The organism is Pontibacter oryzae (genome assembly GCF_003576375.1).
GTDB classification, from domain to species: domain Bacteria; phylum Bacteroidota; class Bacteroidia; order Cytophagales; family Hymenobacteraceae; genus Pontibacter; species Pontibacter oryzae.
Genome location: NZ_QWGE01000004.1, coordinates 102,977 through 118,318, shown reverse-complemented (window position 1 = coordinate 118,318; position 15,342 = coordinate 102,977). Strand labels below are relative to the sequence as shown.

The window sequence follows — 15,342 nt, the reverse complement described above, 5'->3', positions numbered from 1 at the left end:
ATGCTCAATTTAAAGTATAAACAGCCATAAAGCAAAACCGCCACCTGTAAGTTGCTGCTTATAGGTGGCGGCCATACTTAGGATTTCTTTTTCTTGCCGAAATCCATACTTGGGTGTTGCTCCTCGTGCGGCGTTATACTTTGGTAGAATTTGGCGAAGCTCAGCAGCTCTGCCTCCCCGAACAACTGGCCCATAAACGTAATGGTTGTAGGCATGCCGTTTTTCTGAAATCCGTTTGGTACCACCACGCACGGGTGCCCGGTGAGGTTGGTAACCACCAGGTTGTTGCTGGCAAAAGATGGGCTGATGTATACATCCACATCTTTTAAGGTCTCGTGCATTTGCTGCACTAAAAGGGTGCGCACGCGCTGGGCTTGCAGGTACTCCACAGCAGGTATAAACCGTGCCGACCGGAAAGCGTTTGGCCAGGCATTCTTATGCTGCTGCACCAGCAGGCTGTCGCGGCCGCTGCGGGTAAGCTCATCAAAAGCGGCGGCACCTTCCACAGAGATGGTCATGGTAAGCTGGCGCGCCGGAAGGTTTGGCAGCGAAATAGGAACGAGCTCTACCCCTGCATTACGCAGCGCATCGAGGGTGGCTTTATCATTTGCGGCAAAACCATACTCTTTGGCAAAATCATCTTCTAGGTAACCTACCCGTAGTTTCTTAGGGTTTATACCTGTGTTGTAGTTGAAAGGCGCATCATACACAGACTGGTCTTTGCCGTCAGGGCCGTAGATGGCGTTGAACACGATGGCACAATCCTCGGCGGAGCGCGCAATGGGGCCAATTTTATCCATCGACCAACTTAGGGCCATGGCTCCGTGGCGGCTAACGCGCCCAAAGGTTGGCCGAAGCCCCGTAGTGCCGCAAGCCGTAGAAGGCGAAACTATAGACCCGAGCGTTTCAGTGCCGATGGCATAGGGCAACAGACCAGCCGCCACTGCCGATGCAGAACCAGCCGAAGAACCGCTGGAGCCTTTACTGATATCCCAGGGTGAGCGTGTCTTGCCGCCGTACCAAACATCGCCCATAGCCAGCGCGCCCAACGTAGTTTTCGCAACCAGCACGCCACCAGCCTCCTGCAGGCGTTGCACTACGGTGGCATCCTCGTCAATCACCTGGTCTTTGTAGGGCATGGCTCCCCAGGTTGTTTTATACTTACGCGTAGAGAGCAGGTCTTTTACCCCGAACGGGATGCCGTGCAGCATGCCTTTATACTTGCCGGCTTTTATATCTTTATCGGCTTGCCTGGCCTGCTGCATGGCAAGTTCTTCGGTTAGCGTGGTTACGCACTCCAGCGTCGGGCCATACTTCTTCAGTCGACCCAGGTAGAACTTTGTGAGCTCCTCGGAGGATATTTGCTGTGTACGCACCAACTCGGCCAGCTGCGGAATGGAGTAGAATGCCAGGTCTTCGCGCTTACGCGGCAGCTTTACCTGTGCAGGCCGCTGCACCTCAAATGCAGTCTTCTTAGTTTCAAAGGTAAACCCTGCTGGTACGGGGTTAAACATAAGTGCCGGCGGAACGCTGTTCGGTAGGTCTTGCTCGCGCAGGATAGTGTACGTTTCCTTCATTTCCTCTAGCTCCGAAAGCGTTGAATCTAGCTGCGCATCTGTAAAGTTTAGCCCCAGCACCTTCTGTGCATCCTGAAGTATGTTTACTGTAAGCTTGTTATCTGACACCCTGCCCACAAATGCCCCTGATACGAAGCATGCTGCGCCAAGTATGGCTATTGTTCTGTTTTTCATGTGGTATGACTCCAAAAATTTATACTATAGATAATTTCATGCATAATAATTAAATATTTCTACACTATAATTATATCATGCAAAGCCATTGGTATTTATATAGCAATGGCACTTGGCCCAACAATCTTCTCTTCTTCAGGTTTATTTTATCATTCACCTAGTATATTGTTACCACAAGCTATTTCACCATTTATAGTAGCTCTATAAGGTTTAACTAAAAAGGACCGTTCATGGAACGGTCCTTTTTAGTTATGGTAAGAGATTAATTCTATTGCTCTAATTGTGGATTATTTAACACCTCTGCCTGTGGAATTGGGAAAGTGAGCTCATCAGAATCCCAAGCGAATGTGCTTCCAGCTTCAAACAAATGGTTTGCTCCTCTGGTAACATTTTTCTTAAGCCTTTTCATGGCTAAGTAAGCTTTACCCTCGCCCCATAGTTCAATACGGGTTTGCAGATAGATCTCATCCAGTAGCGCTTGTCCGCTGAGTGCATCAACGTAGCTAGCATCTGGCATTCGCTGCGACACAAGTTCTTTCAGTCGGTCTTTAGCCATTCCGTCTTGGCCAAGTCTTGCATGTGCCTCTGCATTTAGAAGATACATTTCCTCTATACGCATATACACATAGTCGGTAGTAATTTGCCGCTGCCCGCCAGCTTTACGGCCTAGATCAAAGAACTTGTATAATGGCCTGCCGGTAGAGTGGAACTGCTTCTTGCGAAGGTCATCCGTCTTGATGGCATCAAATAGATTTTTGTCGATGATTTTAGCATCACCAGCCCAAGCATAGCTATAGGTATAATAGTCCATTTGGCCCCACCAAGAAACAAGGTCTAGCCCATTAGCAAGTGTAAGGTCTACACCCCACATCCAGCTTGGAGTACCCACGTTATTAAATCCTGATTCCGTATTTAATAGTGCCCCCGTTTCTGGGTCAAACTTCGCTACTAACTCATTTTCATTTGTAATCCTGAACCCACCTGTTGTTATTACATCGTTAGTCAGGGTAACAACTTTGTTTAAGTCCTCTTGAGTACCTCTAGCCGCGTGAGCATAAGCCAACAGGGCTTTTGCAACATCCTTATTAATCTGGTCCTTGGATGTTCTATTAAAGTCCTCTAAATATGTTACAGCCTGGGTTAAGTCATCAATGATGAGGTTGTATACCTCTTCTGATGTGCTTTTAGGCTGGTTAGGAACTTTTGTATCTACGTATATAGGTAAGATTTTTTCTGAACCTGAGCCATAGCCCTTTGCATAGAATTGAGCCAGGTAAAAGTATGCGTACCCACGCATTGCTTTAGCTTGACCCATAATGTGGCGTTTCAAAGGCTCTGTTTGCTCTGCATCAGTGCCACCTAGTGCATCTATCACTGTATTTGCACCAAATATTATTCTGTAATAATATCGCCATGGTTTGTAAGCTCCAATATCTGTGTTATTAACAGTTGCTTGATATCTCGCTATCCTGGAGTACCATCCATAGGTTACCCCTGCCAGCGCCATATCAGAAGATAACATGTCGCTATAAATATCGTAGCCTTTTTGGCCAAAATCATCGTGGTCCAGATCTGTACCGCCTGTGCCTGTGTTATACATTGTAGAGTATAGACCAGCAATATTACCATTTAGCAAACTTGGGTCCTTCTCCGCCGCAGCTGCAATTTGTTCTGGAGATAACTGTTCAGTTGGCTCAACATCCAAGAAATCGTCATTACAGCTTGAGGCCAGTAATGACAGGGCAAGTGCCCCAACTATATATATACTTTTTTTCATATTGATTCTCTATATTATATTTTAATTCTTAAACCTGCTGTTACTGTTGATAGCGGCGAATAGCGGTAAGTGCTTGAGCTTCCGGCTTCGGCAGTTGACGGGTTGAAGCCATCACGCGCTGTGTTGATCCAAAGGTTATCACCAGTAACCCAAACAGAGAGACCACCGATGCCATACTTCGATACAAAGCTCGTAGGAACCGTGTAGCTTAATCGCACATTGTTAAGAACTAAATAATTTGCTTTTGTAATAAATCTTGAGGAAGTAGAGGCAACATTAGCGTCATACTCATTCGATAAACGCGGAACATCAGTAATGTCTCCTTCTTTCTGCCATCTATTGAAGATATCAGTATGCCAGTTGTTACCACCAACTACATCGTTGCTCATTAGTCCTGCATAGGTATAGTCATAAGCATAACCTCCAAAGCTATACAGTAACTGGGCGCTAAGGTCAAACCCTTTATAGCCAGCTGATAGGTTAAATGCACCTCTTACATCAGGCAAAGCTGATTTACCGATATATTTCTGAGTTGCCTGAGCATAGTTCTTTGTAGTAGAGGTAAGCAATGTTGCCCCAGGATTTTTAGACTCGTAGTCAGCCAAGTTGGTAACCTGCTCTCCAGAATCGAATGAGCCATTTCCGTTAGCGTCGTCATAGTGTACTGTCCACATACCTAATCCATCCTGTGGGTCTACACCCGCCCATTCTCTTACATAGAAGTCATAAATTGAGTGGCCTTCAGACCAAGCGTATGGTGCCTGCACATCAATAGTCTTAGGCTGTCCTGTTGCAGGGTCAATCGGCATTTTAGTAATCTCATTGCTAAATATTTCGCCGTTAACGTTCAAGCTCAATCTATAGTCTTTTGCCTTAAATACATCTCCTGTCAAATCAAATTCAACGCCTTGGTTTTTCAGGTTACCGTCGTTTACCTGGAGCAATGCATACCCAAGAGAAGGCCCAACGCGTCTTTCAAAGATCAAATCCTCGGTATTCTTCTGATAATAATCAACTGAACCAGTAATGTGGTTTCCTATCCCGAACTCTATACCTGTTTGGAACATCTTCGACGTTTCCCATGTAAGGTCAGGGTTACCCTTCACATCAAATGAGAAAGCCGGAGCATCGTTCAGGTTATCAACATTAAACAGGTCATATCCTGGATAAAAGCCTACACCTGCCTGATCACCAATCAAACCATAGCTTGCCTTTAGTTTCAAAGAATTGAAAATCGGCAAGTTATCCATGAAGTCCTCATTTGTAACTAACCATGCGGCACCAACTGATCCGAATGTACCCCACTTGTCCTTTCTGAATCTAGAAGAACCGTCTCTTCTTAGTGTAGTTGACAAGAAGTACTTTTTGTCAAAGTCATAGTTGATTTGACCAAAATAACTCTCTAACGAATACTCATCAGTATAAGAGGCTGAAGGGTTTTTTACAATGGCATTATTCAGGTCCTCTAACAATGGATCTACTAAGCTATATCCTGAAGCATCTAAAATGTTTCTTTTCCAGTTAGTAGCTTCGTGTGCAGCAAGAGCCTCAACGTTATGTTGCCCGAAGTCTTTGCTGTATCTTACTAGGTTCAGGAGGTTATAGTTAAACAACTCCGTTCTTCTAAGGAATAAACTACCATTCTGTGATGCTGAACCACCATAGTATTTATTACCTCTATCTACGTATTTGTTATGATAGTACTGCGCGCCAATTCTGTTCTCAAATGTTAGCCCTTTGGCAATATTGAAGTCTAAACTAGCACTACCATTCAATTCGTTGCGGTTGTTTCTGTTTGTGTCATACGTTGCATCGGCGATTGCATTAGTTAAACCACCAAAGCCACGTGCAGTTACTGTTCCGTAATCATACTGGTTTCCGCCAAAGATAGGGTCTGTAATAAACCCGCCTTCAGCATCTCTCATGAACAGTGGATAGATAGAAGGGATATTATCTACGAACCAAAAAATGCTTCCTGAGTTGCTGCTCTGGCCATTGTTATTGGTTTCGCTTCTAGCATAGTTAAAGTTTATTCCGCCGGTTAACCAGCTATTAACTTCCTGCCTAACGTTAAGGCGAGCCGATATACGCTCGTAATCAGAATTAATGATATAGCCTTTATCATTCAAATACCCGAAAGAAGAGTAGTAGCTTGTTTTGTCTGATGAGCCACCAAACTTAACATTAACTTCCTGGCGGGCGGAATTTTGAAAACCATAATCTTCCCAGTTCTCAGGATCGTACTTTCTGGTTACTCCCGGCCTTACAGTTCTGGTTTCAGGGTCAATCAGTTCGCCACCATCAGCTACATTCCATAAGTTATATCCTGGTCTAATTCCGGCATTTGAGAACAAATTTGCATTTGCATAATCAACTGGGTTAGTTGTAATTTTTGGGTTAGCATCGGCATAGTTATAGAGTGCTTCCCAGCTCAGGCCAATATATTGCTCAGGAGATTTGATTGTGCTATAGCGTGGCAACAGGGCCATATTTGTACCAAAATTGGCATCTGCCTCTATGTAAGACTTTTTACCTCTGCCGCTTTTGGTAGTAATCACAACTACGCCGTTTGCTCCTCTTGAGCCATAAATTGCTGTTGCAGCTGCATCCTTCAGCACTGTTGTTGATTCGATATCAGCTGGGTTGATTGAGTTTAAGCTTCCTGAAAAAGGTACACCATCTACAACATATAATGGAGCACGGTTACCATTAACGGAACCAATACCACGAATACGGATAGTAGCTTCTGTGCCAGGCTGCCCGCTCGTGTTAATTACTCTCACACCTGCAACCTCACCTGCTAATGCCTGTGAAACGTTTGAAACGCTTTTGCTTTCAAGCTTTTCGCCGCTAACAACTTTTGCTGTACCAGTAAAAGATTGCTGGGTTGTAGTAGAGTAACCAACTATAACTACTTCTTCAAGCTTTTTGTCGTCAATTGCCAATGAAACATTAATAGTATTAGTATTTCCAATGGCGCGTTCCACTGTTTCGTAGCCAATAAATCGGAATACTAAGGTATTTGCCCCATCAGGCACATTTATCGTGTAAGCTCCATCGGCAGAGGTTGCCGTACCTACTGTTGTGCCTTTTGCAAGCACAGTTACTCCTGGCAACGCATCACCAGAAGCAACCGCAGTCACTCGTCCAGATACTGTTTTACTCTGTGCTTCTACATCCTGCAGAAACGCAAAAAACAGAGTAAAACTTAACAGTAATAGTTTTCTCATAAAATGATGTTTAAGGTAAGTAGATTTTTGTGTTTAATTCAAATATAACTATTTTATTCATAACATCTGCTATTCCATTAAAAAAAGCATAAACATTTTCTGATAAAATCTCCTAAACACAACATCTACGTTACAACACATTTTAGGAATTTTTACCGAAAACGCACAATTCTAGCTAATTAGCCAACATTTTAAATATGCGCATACATGATGTTTAAAATAATTCATAAACCATCAACCAACAGGCAGAACCTTTAAAAATATAACTTTACCAATAATACAACCTTTTAACACTACCTATACGCATAATATCATTGGAATATATATGTACTTTTACACTCTTATACTTTGGTTATTTTAGCAATAAGTAATAGCAATTAAGTTTGTTCCAATCTATCACTGAGCAGAGCGCATGCTCTCTTTATTAGGAAGAAATGCTTAGCTTAGATGCTTGTCTATGAAGGACGATTTGAATAGCACTGACAAATTTTTCTCAAGAAGTCTGAGATATCAGTAAAAATACGGCGGAAACTACCAAATTATGTGCACTAAGGTAATTACTGTACCATACGCACATAACTAATCACCGCAATTAGGCGCTAACGCAAACCTCTCGCCACGCACCGATTTGTGGCCAGCAGTAGTACTATAATCCATATATAAAGAGTCAGTTATTCATCATCATTGCACCAATCACTACTTTAAATTTTATACTTCTCATGAAAACAACCCTAAAAATTATCTTCGCCTTAATGTTGGCGGCATGGCAAACGCTCCCTACTCTGGCAACTGGTGCCGACAAAGACCTGAATGCCTTGCTTTGGCAGATTTCTGGCAAAGGGCTCAAAAAACCATCGTATTTGTATGGTACCCTTCATGCTATTTGCCCTGAACAGATGGTTATTCCGCAAGTGCTGCGAGATAAAGTTGGCCAAACGGAGCAGCTTACCTTGGAGCTGGACATGGACGACCCGAATATGATGGGGCAGTTTATGGCAAGCGCGAAACTCCCGAAAGGGCAATCATTGAAAGCCTTATTTAGCGAGGCGCAGTATAGACTGCTTGCCGCTTACTTCGCTGAAAACTTTAGCGTTGACCTGAAGTACCTTGACAATATGAAGCCCTTCATACTTCAAACCATGATTCTTTCAAAGCTGACTGGCTGCACTCCGGAGTCTTATGAGCAGAGGCTGATGGATATTGCCCACAGCAATAAACATGAAGTGATAGGCCTCGAAACAGTACAGCAGCAAATGAGTGCCGTAGACCAGTTACCTGATTCTATGTATGCCGATATGCTGGTACGCATGGTAAGCGATATCCCTCAGGCGAAAACAGATTACCGCAGATTAGTGGACTTATACTTAGCGCAGGATTTAACTGGGCTGGAAAGTCTTATGAAACAGAATTACACACCGGAACAGTACTTAAAATTCAAGGAGGTGTTTTTGTCTCAGCGCAACAAAGCCTGGATACCGGTTATAGAGCAAATGGCAAACGCAAAGCCTACTTTCTTTGCAGTAGGGGCAGCGCATCTGCCCGGCGAGGACGGCGTAATAGCGTTGCTGCGCAAGCAGGGCTTTAAAGTTACACCCGTTATAAAGTAACCCTTACTCAAATTTATAAACTTTAAAAGGCAGGTGTAGCGTGCGCTACACCTGCCTTTTATATTCACCCGTATGTATAACCCTATGCACCAACCACATGCGCCCGATCATACTTAAATTTAAATGAAAAAGCTATGCATCAACAACTGCTACTAACCGTATTTTTGGGGCTGCTGCTGCAACCGTCAGTCACGCTTGCACAAAGTATAGATGCCTGCGCTGAAACCCGCTTACAGACAAACACAAGAAGAGCCGTTGTTACGCCACAGCATCAACAGCTTATGAGCAAGTATGATATCACCTTTTATAAATTGGAGCTGGAGATAGAAAGGGACAGAACGTTCATCAACGGAAAAGTAACACTCCAGGCAAATGCAATGCAGCCGCTGGATGTATTTGCCTTTGAGTTACACCCCAACATGCGCATAGATTCTGTATTTGTGAATGATCAACAGGTAACGAATATATCACGGGATGATGCCAATGCCAAGATTATACTTTCTTCGCCGATTGCCGCCTCCAGCATTGTTAAGGCAGTTATATATTACAACGGCAGAACATACACAAGGCAAGGGGGCTCTATTGGCTACGGGTTTAACACAGCTGTTGAGCCGCAATGGGGCAACTCCGTGACCTGGAGCCTAAGCGAACCATACTCTGCCTACGAATGGTGGCCAACAAAGCAAGTTCTATCCGACAAGGCCGACTCGGTGCATGTGTTTGTAACCACATCTGCAGAGAACAAGGTTGGCTCTAATGGCACACTTACCCGCGTAGTAGATTTGCCAGATGGCAAAAGGCGCCACGAATGGAAATCAAACTACCCTATTGCCTACTACCTGGTGTCTGTGGCCGTGTCAGATTACGAGGAGTATACCTTAACAGCACACCCCACCGGTGCACCAGCCCCCATACCAATCGTAAACTATGTTTACCGCGGCGGAGCCCTTGAGGCTTACAAGGAGGAGATAGATTATACACCAGGTTTGATAGAGCAGTTCTCCGAGCAGTTTGGCCTTTACCCCTTCTACAAGGAAAAGTATGGCCATAGCATGGCTCCCATCGGGGGCGGCATGGAGCACCAGACCATGACCACCCAAAGCACCTTTTTCTTTACCATAACAGCGCATGAGCTGGCACACCAGTGGTTCGGCGATAACGTAACCTGCGCCAGTTGGGAAGATATCTGGCTAAACGAGGGCTTTGCCTCCTACGCCGAGTTTTTGGCACTGGAGACATTCAATATCCCCGCCGCTTATGAATGGATTAACGGGGCACACCAGCAAGCGCTCTCACGGCCAAACGGCAGCCTTAAAGTTTCTGACACGACCAACGTAAACCGAATCTTTGACTCAGCGCTTAGCTATAAAAAAGGGGCCAGTGTATTACATATGCTGCGTTTTGAGATAAATGATGATGCAATATTTTTCAGAGGACTACAGGAGTACCAGCAGCGCTTTGCAGGGAAAACTGCCTATACTTCAGTTTTTAAGAAAGTAATGGAAGAGGTATCTGGCCTCGCGCTTGATTATTTCTTTGAACAATGGTTTGAGGGAGAAGGCTACCCTGTTTATACGTTTGAATGGAAGCAGGAAGGCAGCCGCCTGATGCTCAAGAGCACACAGACACCCAGCGGTAACACGCCTTTTTTTGCTTCAAACCTTGAGTTCAGGCTGGTATTGGCCAACGGGCAGGACAAGTATGTCCGCGTAAGGCAAGAGCAGCCTAGCCAAGAATTCATACTTGATCTACCGGCATCGCTTCAAGCTTTAGAACCTGACCCAGACAGCTGGCTGCTGATGCGGGTCCAGGACATACTCGAAAACCCTGAGCTTAAGTTTATGAAGCCGGCACAACCCGTACTTTACCCTAACCCAACCTATAGCCAGAATATTACTATTGCCAACTTAACTTTCAGTGCCACAGAGGCTGCGGTATATAATGCTGCCGGCCAGAAAATGAGGCATTATACATTTTCGCCTAATCTTAAGCCTGTGCTTAATACTACCGGACTAAGCGCTGGCACTTACATAATTTCACTAACAGACGGCAGGCAATACTATCAAACCACTTTCGTAAAAGCAGGCGACACTCCGTAAGCTCCATTTTGATATACTGCTGTTTTCCATTATCTTGATGGTAAATGCCGGACAGCACGCCCATACCTCCCCCATTAAAAGCACAGCGATACCAGTACCTGCTTGAGGCCGCCATGTGGCTATCGGGTTTGCTGTTGCTGGCTATCATGAACCCAAACGGCGAGCATCTCTTTAGTTTTTGTCCTTTTAGCTGGGTATTTGAGCACGGCTGTTGGGGCTGTGGGCTAGGCCATGGCATTGCATACCTTGTGCGCGGCGAGTGGCAGGCATCCTGGCAGGCACACCCTTTGGCCGCCCCTGCTATACTATTACTTATGGCCCGCTGCATACAGTTGTTCCGCTGGCACAGGCAACATTTCGACATCCACTTTATATAAGACTATGGCTAATATCTTAAACCTGATGCCGGACCTGGAGCCGGATGAAATGCAGTACATCCAAACGCTTGTGCAGGACATGACCGACCAGGAAGCACACCAGTTTGCCAGCATTTACCGGGCCCGCCGCCGTGAGCCTATGCTCATCCTGATCACAACGCTTATCGGGTTTATGGGCTTTGCAGGTATACAGCGCTTCCTGATCGGGCAGATCGGGCTGGGCATTTTATACTTCTTCACAGGTGGCCTCTGCCTGATAGGCACTATTGTAGACCTCGTTAACCACAAGCGTTTGGCTTATGAGTATAATGTAAAGGAGGCATACATGGTTAAACAGATGATGGGAGTAAACTATCGCCCCGGACAATAACTAACTAGTATACCTTTGATCCGCTACACAAGCTGCCGCTATACAAGATTTGGCAGCAGGCTATGCTTACCTGTAAGTATGGCCTTTGCATCGGCCTGTAGCCAATTTTGCAGGAGGGTGGCATATACATCCCTGAAATCAATTTTATACTTCAGGTCGCCGGCATCAAGGTCTGCCAGGTTAGGGGCTGCATTGTAAACTCCTGCCCTGCGTAAGCTGCCGCCAATTAGGAACAGGTTGTTTGCCGTGCCATGGTCGGTGCCGTTACTGGCGTTTTGCCCCACGCGGCGGCCAAACTCCGAGAACACCAGAATTAGCGTATCTTCAAATGCATGCTGCTGCCGAAGGTCCTGTACAAAGCTGTATATCCCCTCGGAGAGTTCCTGCAATAACCTGGCTTGCTGGTCGGCTTGCCGCACGTGCGTATCGAAGCCACTCAGGGAGGCATAGTATACCCTTGATTCCATCCCGCTGCTTATCAGTTCGGCGATTGTTTTCAGGTTTTTAGCAAACTCTCCCTGCGGGTATTCCTCCTTAGACCGGTATGTCTTCACCTGTTGATGAAGATAGGCTGCCGACTGCTGGGTGCTGATCAGCGTTTTATACAGATACTCCACATTTTCGTGTGCGTGGTCGGCGTGGTGCTCCTGCGCAACCTGCTTCAGAAACGTATCCTGCGAAGCTTGGTAAAAGCGCCGCACATCCTGCACAGCAACACCGGTATACTTCTCCCCTTTCAGTGCCAGGCTTAACGCATCGTCTACCTCTATGCCCATGGTATTTTTACTATTCCCGGTGGTGCAGCAGGAATCGAGGTAGCGGCCTAACCACCCAGTACTCAGGTACTCATCCGAAGCGCTGCCGGTTTGCCAGATATCCGTAGACCGGAAATGCGACCGATCAGGATTTGGATAGCCTACACTGTTGAGTACCGAAAGATAGCCTTGGTCATGAAGCTCTCTAAACTTGCCCATGGCAGGGTTAAGGCCTAATCCTTTCTCCAAACGCAGCACTTTGCCAGAAGGTATTGCCAGCGTTGGCCGCGCTTTAAAGTATAAATCGTCCTCGAACGGCACTATGGTATTGAGCCCGTCGTTGCCGCCGCTCAACTGTATCACGACCAGGCGCTTGCCGTTGGTATTGCTCAGCAAACCCATGCCGTTGGCCGTATGCAGGAAATTTGGCACGAGCAGCATGCCCGAGGCAAGCGACGTTAGTTTCAGGAAATCTCTTCTGGATGTTGCCATTGCTGGTGTTCTTTTAAATGGGTTGATACGTTAGCTTAGCTGATATTCTGGCAGCGATACCACACGCAGCAGCACAGCCATCATTTTTTCTTCCTGCGAGCCATGGGCTGGTATACTTTGCTGGATCATCGCCAGCTTTTGAGGCTGCAGCGGCACTTGCAGCAGGTAGTTAGCCATACTTTCGGCTAACTGCTGCTGTGGCACTTTTTGGAACGCTTTATAGAAATGGCTTAGATCAGCTTTGGCCCGAACAATGCGCAAACCATCCACGCGTTTAGCAACAGGCTTGGTAGGCTCTGTATCGTCATCAGGTTTTAAGGCAACTTCCAGAGCGGCATCTTGCAGCAGGGCTTGCCCCATCCGCAGCCTGAAGGCCAGTGTAGAAGAATCGATCCAACTGGGGCCGCCTTTCCAGCCACTCACGTTTGGCGGCTGAAACAGTACTTGCCCCAACACATTCTGCAGCACGATCGGGGCACGCTCCTCAGTATAGTTTAAGCTGAACATGCGCTGCATACCCACAAGCAGCTCCACCGGTGATTTTATGTGGCTGCCCATTACTTCCGAAGTATAAAACCAATCTGACGTGAAGATCTGCTCCAGCAAGACTTGCATATTATAACCGGAATCAAAAAACTGCTTGGCCAACGTTTCTACACGCAAGGCGTTGGGCTGCTCGCTAACAAAGAAGGTATAAATCTTTTGGGTGATAAACGTAGCCGTGCGAGGGTTATCAAGTATGATCTTTAAGATATCATCTCCGTTGAAATTGCCACTCCTGCCCATAAAAGTCTTGCGGCCCTCATCGTGCTGCCTGGCCCGGAACACGAACTCCCCCTGCAGGTTGTATCCCCAACCTGTAAACGCGCGCGCAGCTTCCTTTATATCCTGCTCTGTGTAGTGGCCACGGCCCAGGGTAAAAAGCTCCAGCAGCTCGCGGGCAAAGTTTTCGTTGGGTTGCTGTTTGCGGTTTTGCTGGTTGTTCAGGAATTGCAGCATCGCCGGATCTTTGGCCACTGCCGATAGCAACTCCGGGAAAGGCCGCAGCGCATAGGCCCGAAGCGTATTATTTTGCGCCTGAGCCAGCCCCGGATGGCGCAAACGGCAGGCGAAGTGCCCATGCCAGAAAAGCGTCATTTTCTCGCGGAGCTGAGCTTTGGAGGTAGCCATTTGGGTAAGCCAGGCTCGGTTAAGCTCCTGAAGCGACTCCCGTAGCATTTTGGCAGCTGCCGCGCGCTGCTCACCTGATAGTTTGCTTATGCTCTGCAAATCAGGAATTGGCACTGCAAGGGGTTGCGCTCCGCTGTTTTCATTCAACAACTGCTTAATGGCTTTCTTTAAACTTTCAGTAGTAGCATCGCCGGGTATCGGGCCAAAGCCGGCGCGCCACTGCAGATGCCTAATTTTTTGCGCTTCGGTTATGAGTGCCATCATATTGATAAGGTAGTGTAGTGGTTAGATAGGCAAGTGCCAGTGGGGTTTAAAAGTGCCTTTCAAAAACATAGACCGAAAGTAAATCCATAAAAAAAAGCCCCACAAAGTGAGGCTTTTTTCAGCTTACTATATGACGTTCACAGTTATTCTTTTTCTCCTGATGTCGTAGCGGCACCGCCTTCGGCGTTCATCCTAACCACACCAGTCTGGCCGGCGGCGTTGGTCATTTTAACCTCGTAAACTACTTCAGCGTTTACATCGCCTTCCTTTGGAGCTACCTTGCTGATTTCTCCAACGGTCCAGTCTTTATATACATCGTTTTTAAGGGCGTTCTGCACAGCTTCAGGTGTTTCCTCTAGCTTTACAACCTGGTGGTTAACATCCTGCACTGTTTGCTCTATAGCTTCTGTCTGTGCTTTTACCTGGCCTTGCACCTGGCCCTGCACTTGCGCGTTTGCATTAATTGACGTTAATCCTAATATGGCTGTTGCTGCCGCAAAAAATGTCGCTTTCTTCATAGGTCTTGTTTACTAGATTGTTATTGTCAAAATCTATAATGACAGAACCATGCCAAACACCTAACCTTGCTTAAGAACCTGATTTAGAGCCATTATTAAATAAATACATTTTATATATACTGTGGAATATATCTTCTATTATGTCCCGATGCACCCCATAATGTAGAAATATTCCACATCTCCTTCAGCATATTTCGCAGGCTTGTAGACACGTTATATATTCCTGGCGGCTATGCTAACTAATTAAGGTATGTAAAGTATAATAGGTATTGTTTTGAGACTTTAATTAGAAAAGCTATGGAATGCAACGTTGGAATTGTTGAACAGAAAGTACGCGTATTGGCTGGCATGACCTTGCTTGGGGTGGGTGCCTACTATAACTCTAAACCTGTAGCCGCAGTGGGGCTGATCCCTATACTTACTGGCATGTTGCGCTGGTGCCCTATTAATGCTGCAGTTGGCTACAATGGCTGCGATACGCATGGCAACTAGCTCGGCAACGCCACCTGTATCAGCACACACAATAAAAATTAAATTGCCTGCGCTGGTGTATGATGGTGCCTGCAGCTTTTGCAAGTACTGGATATCGCGCTGGCGCAGGCTCACCCAAAATAAGGTACAGTATGTTCCGTATCAGGAAGTGCCGGATGGCTTTTATGGCATCCGGCATGCGCAATTTAAAAAATCGGTATACCTAATAACGGTTTATGGCCGGCCATTACACGCTGCCGCCGCCGTGGCTGCATTACTGCAACTAAGTGGCTATGGCACTTGGCACTGGCTTTATCACCGTATTCCTTTAGCTGGCAAGCTAGCAGAGGCCGGGTACCGCATTGTGGCTAACCATCGGAATTTTTTCTACAAATTAACGCGGCTGTTCTTCAGGAACGCCTGACAGAAAGCAAGTATAACAACTACCCCCTGCGCTACAG

The 15,342-nt window shown here is 46.2% G+C and carries 12 protein-coding genes; 6 read left to right on the top strand and 6 right to left on the bottom strand.

The window, feature by feature from the left end; all coding sequences use genetic code 11:
* Positions 1 to 77 precede the first annotated feature (77 nt).
* The 3 genes from D1627_RS12740 to D1627_RS12730 all read right to left on the bottom strand — a co-directional run bounded on the left by D1627_RS12740 (position 78) and on the right by D1627_RS12730 (position 6,758).
* Positions 78 to 1,751 carry an amidase gene (locus D1627_RS12740; RefSeq protein WP_119432652.1) on the bottom strand — a complete coding sequence of 558 codons (1,674 nt, stop codon included), beginning with the start codon at positions 1,749 to 1,751 and terminating at the stop codon, positions 78 to 80.
* A 268-nt stretch (positions 1,752 to 2,019) separates the two neighbouring features.
* Positions 2,020 to 3,528 carry a RagB/SusD family nutrient uptake outer membrane protein gene (locus D1627_RS12735; protein WP_119432651.1) on the bottom strand — a complete coding sequence of 503 codons (1,509 nt, stop codon included), beginning with the start codon at positions 3,526 to 3,528 and terminating at the stop codon, positions 2,020 to 2,022.
* Positions 3,529 to 3,542: 14 nt separating this feature from the next.
* Positions 3,543 to 6,758, bottom strand: coding sequence for a SusC/RagA family TonB-linked outer membrane protein (locus tag D1627_RS12730; RefSeq protein WP_119432650.1), 3,216 nt, complete (start codon positions 6,756 to 6,758; stop codon positions 3,543 to 3,545).
* Positions 6,759 to 7,477: 719 nt separating this feature from the next.
* On the opposite strand from D1627_RS12730, the gene D1627_RS12725 reads away from it, so the two are divergent.
* From D1627_RS12725 to D1627_RS12710, 4 genes are all read left to right on the top strand, one after another.
* Positions 7,478 to 8,365: a TraB/GumN family protein gene (locus D1627_RS12725; protein WP_119432649.1), complete on the top strand. Its 888-nt coding sequence runs from the start codon at positions 7,478 to 7,480 to the stop codon at positions 8,363 to 8,365.
* Positions 8,366 to 8,499: 134 nt separating this feature from the next.
* Complete coding sequence (locus D1627_RS12720) at positions 8,500 to 10,464, top strand: M1 family aminopeptidase (RefSeq protein WP_119432648.1); 1,965 nt, start codon at positions 8,500 to 8,502, stop codon at positions 10,462 to 10,464.
* Positions 10,465 to 10,508: 44 nt separating this feature from the next.
* A complete protein-coding gene (locus D1627_RS12715; protein ID WP_119432647.1) occupies positions 10,509 to 10,841 on the top strand; it encodes a DUF2752 domain-containing protein in 333 nt (110 codons plus the stop codon).
* Positions 10,842 to 10,845: 4 nt separating this feature from the next.
* Complete coding sequence (locus tag D1627_RS12710) at positions 10,846 to 11,211, top strand: TM2 domain-containing protein (RefSeq protein WP_119432646.1); 366 nt, start codon at positions 10,846 to 10,848, stop codon at positions 11,209 to 11,211.
* Between the two features lie 38 nt (positions 11,212 to 11,249).
* Here D1627_RS12710 and D1627_RS12705 read toward each other — a convergent pair whose 3' ends face one another.
* From D1627_RS12705 to D1627_RS12695, 3 genes are all read right to left on the bottom strand, one after another.
* Positions 11,250 to 12,458, bottom strand: a complete 1,209-nt coding sequence (locus D1627_RS12705; RefSeq protein ID WP_119432645.1) for a DUF1501 domain-containing protein — start codon at positions 12,456 to 12,458, stop codon at positions 11,250 to 11,252.
* A gap of 30 nt (positions 12,459 to 12,488) precedes the next feature.
* A complete protein-coding gene (locus D1627_RS12700) occupies positions 12,489 to 13,892 on the bottom strand; it encodes a DUF1800 domain-containing protein (protein WP_119432644.1) in 1,404 nt (467 codons plus the stop codon).
* A 143-nt stretch (positions 13,893 to 14,035) separates the two neighbouring features.
* Positions 14,036 to 14,410, bottom strand: coding sequence for a hypothetical protein (locus D1627_RS12695; protein WP_119432643.1), 375 nt, complete (start codon positions 14,408 to 14,410; stop codon positions 14,036 to 14,038).
* 297 nt (positions 14,411 to 14,707) lie between these two features.
* On the opposite strand from D1627_RS12695, the gene D1627_RS12690 reads away from it, so the two are divergent.
* Both D1627_RS12690 and D1627_RS12685 read left to right on the top strand, forming a co-directional pair.
* A complete protein-coding gene (locus tag D1627_RS12690; RefSeq protein WP_119432642.1) occupies positions 14,708 to 14,902 on the top strand; it encodes a YgaP family membrane protein in 195 nt (64 codons plus the stop codon).
* The gene (locus D1627_RS12685) at positions 14,892 to 15,305 is read left to right on the top strand and encodes a thiol-disulfide oxidoreductase DCC family protein (RefSeq protein WP_158607184.1); all 414 of its coding nucleotides are present in this window, start codon (positions 14,892 to 14,894) and stop codon (positions 15,303 to 15,305) included. The genes D1627_RS12690 and D1627_RS12685 overlap by 11 nt, the downstream gene beginning before the upstream one ends.
* Positions 15,306 to 15,342 lie beyond the last annotated feature (37 nt).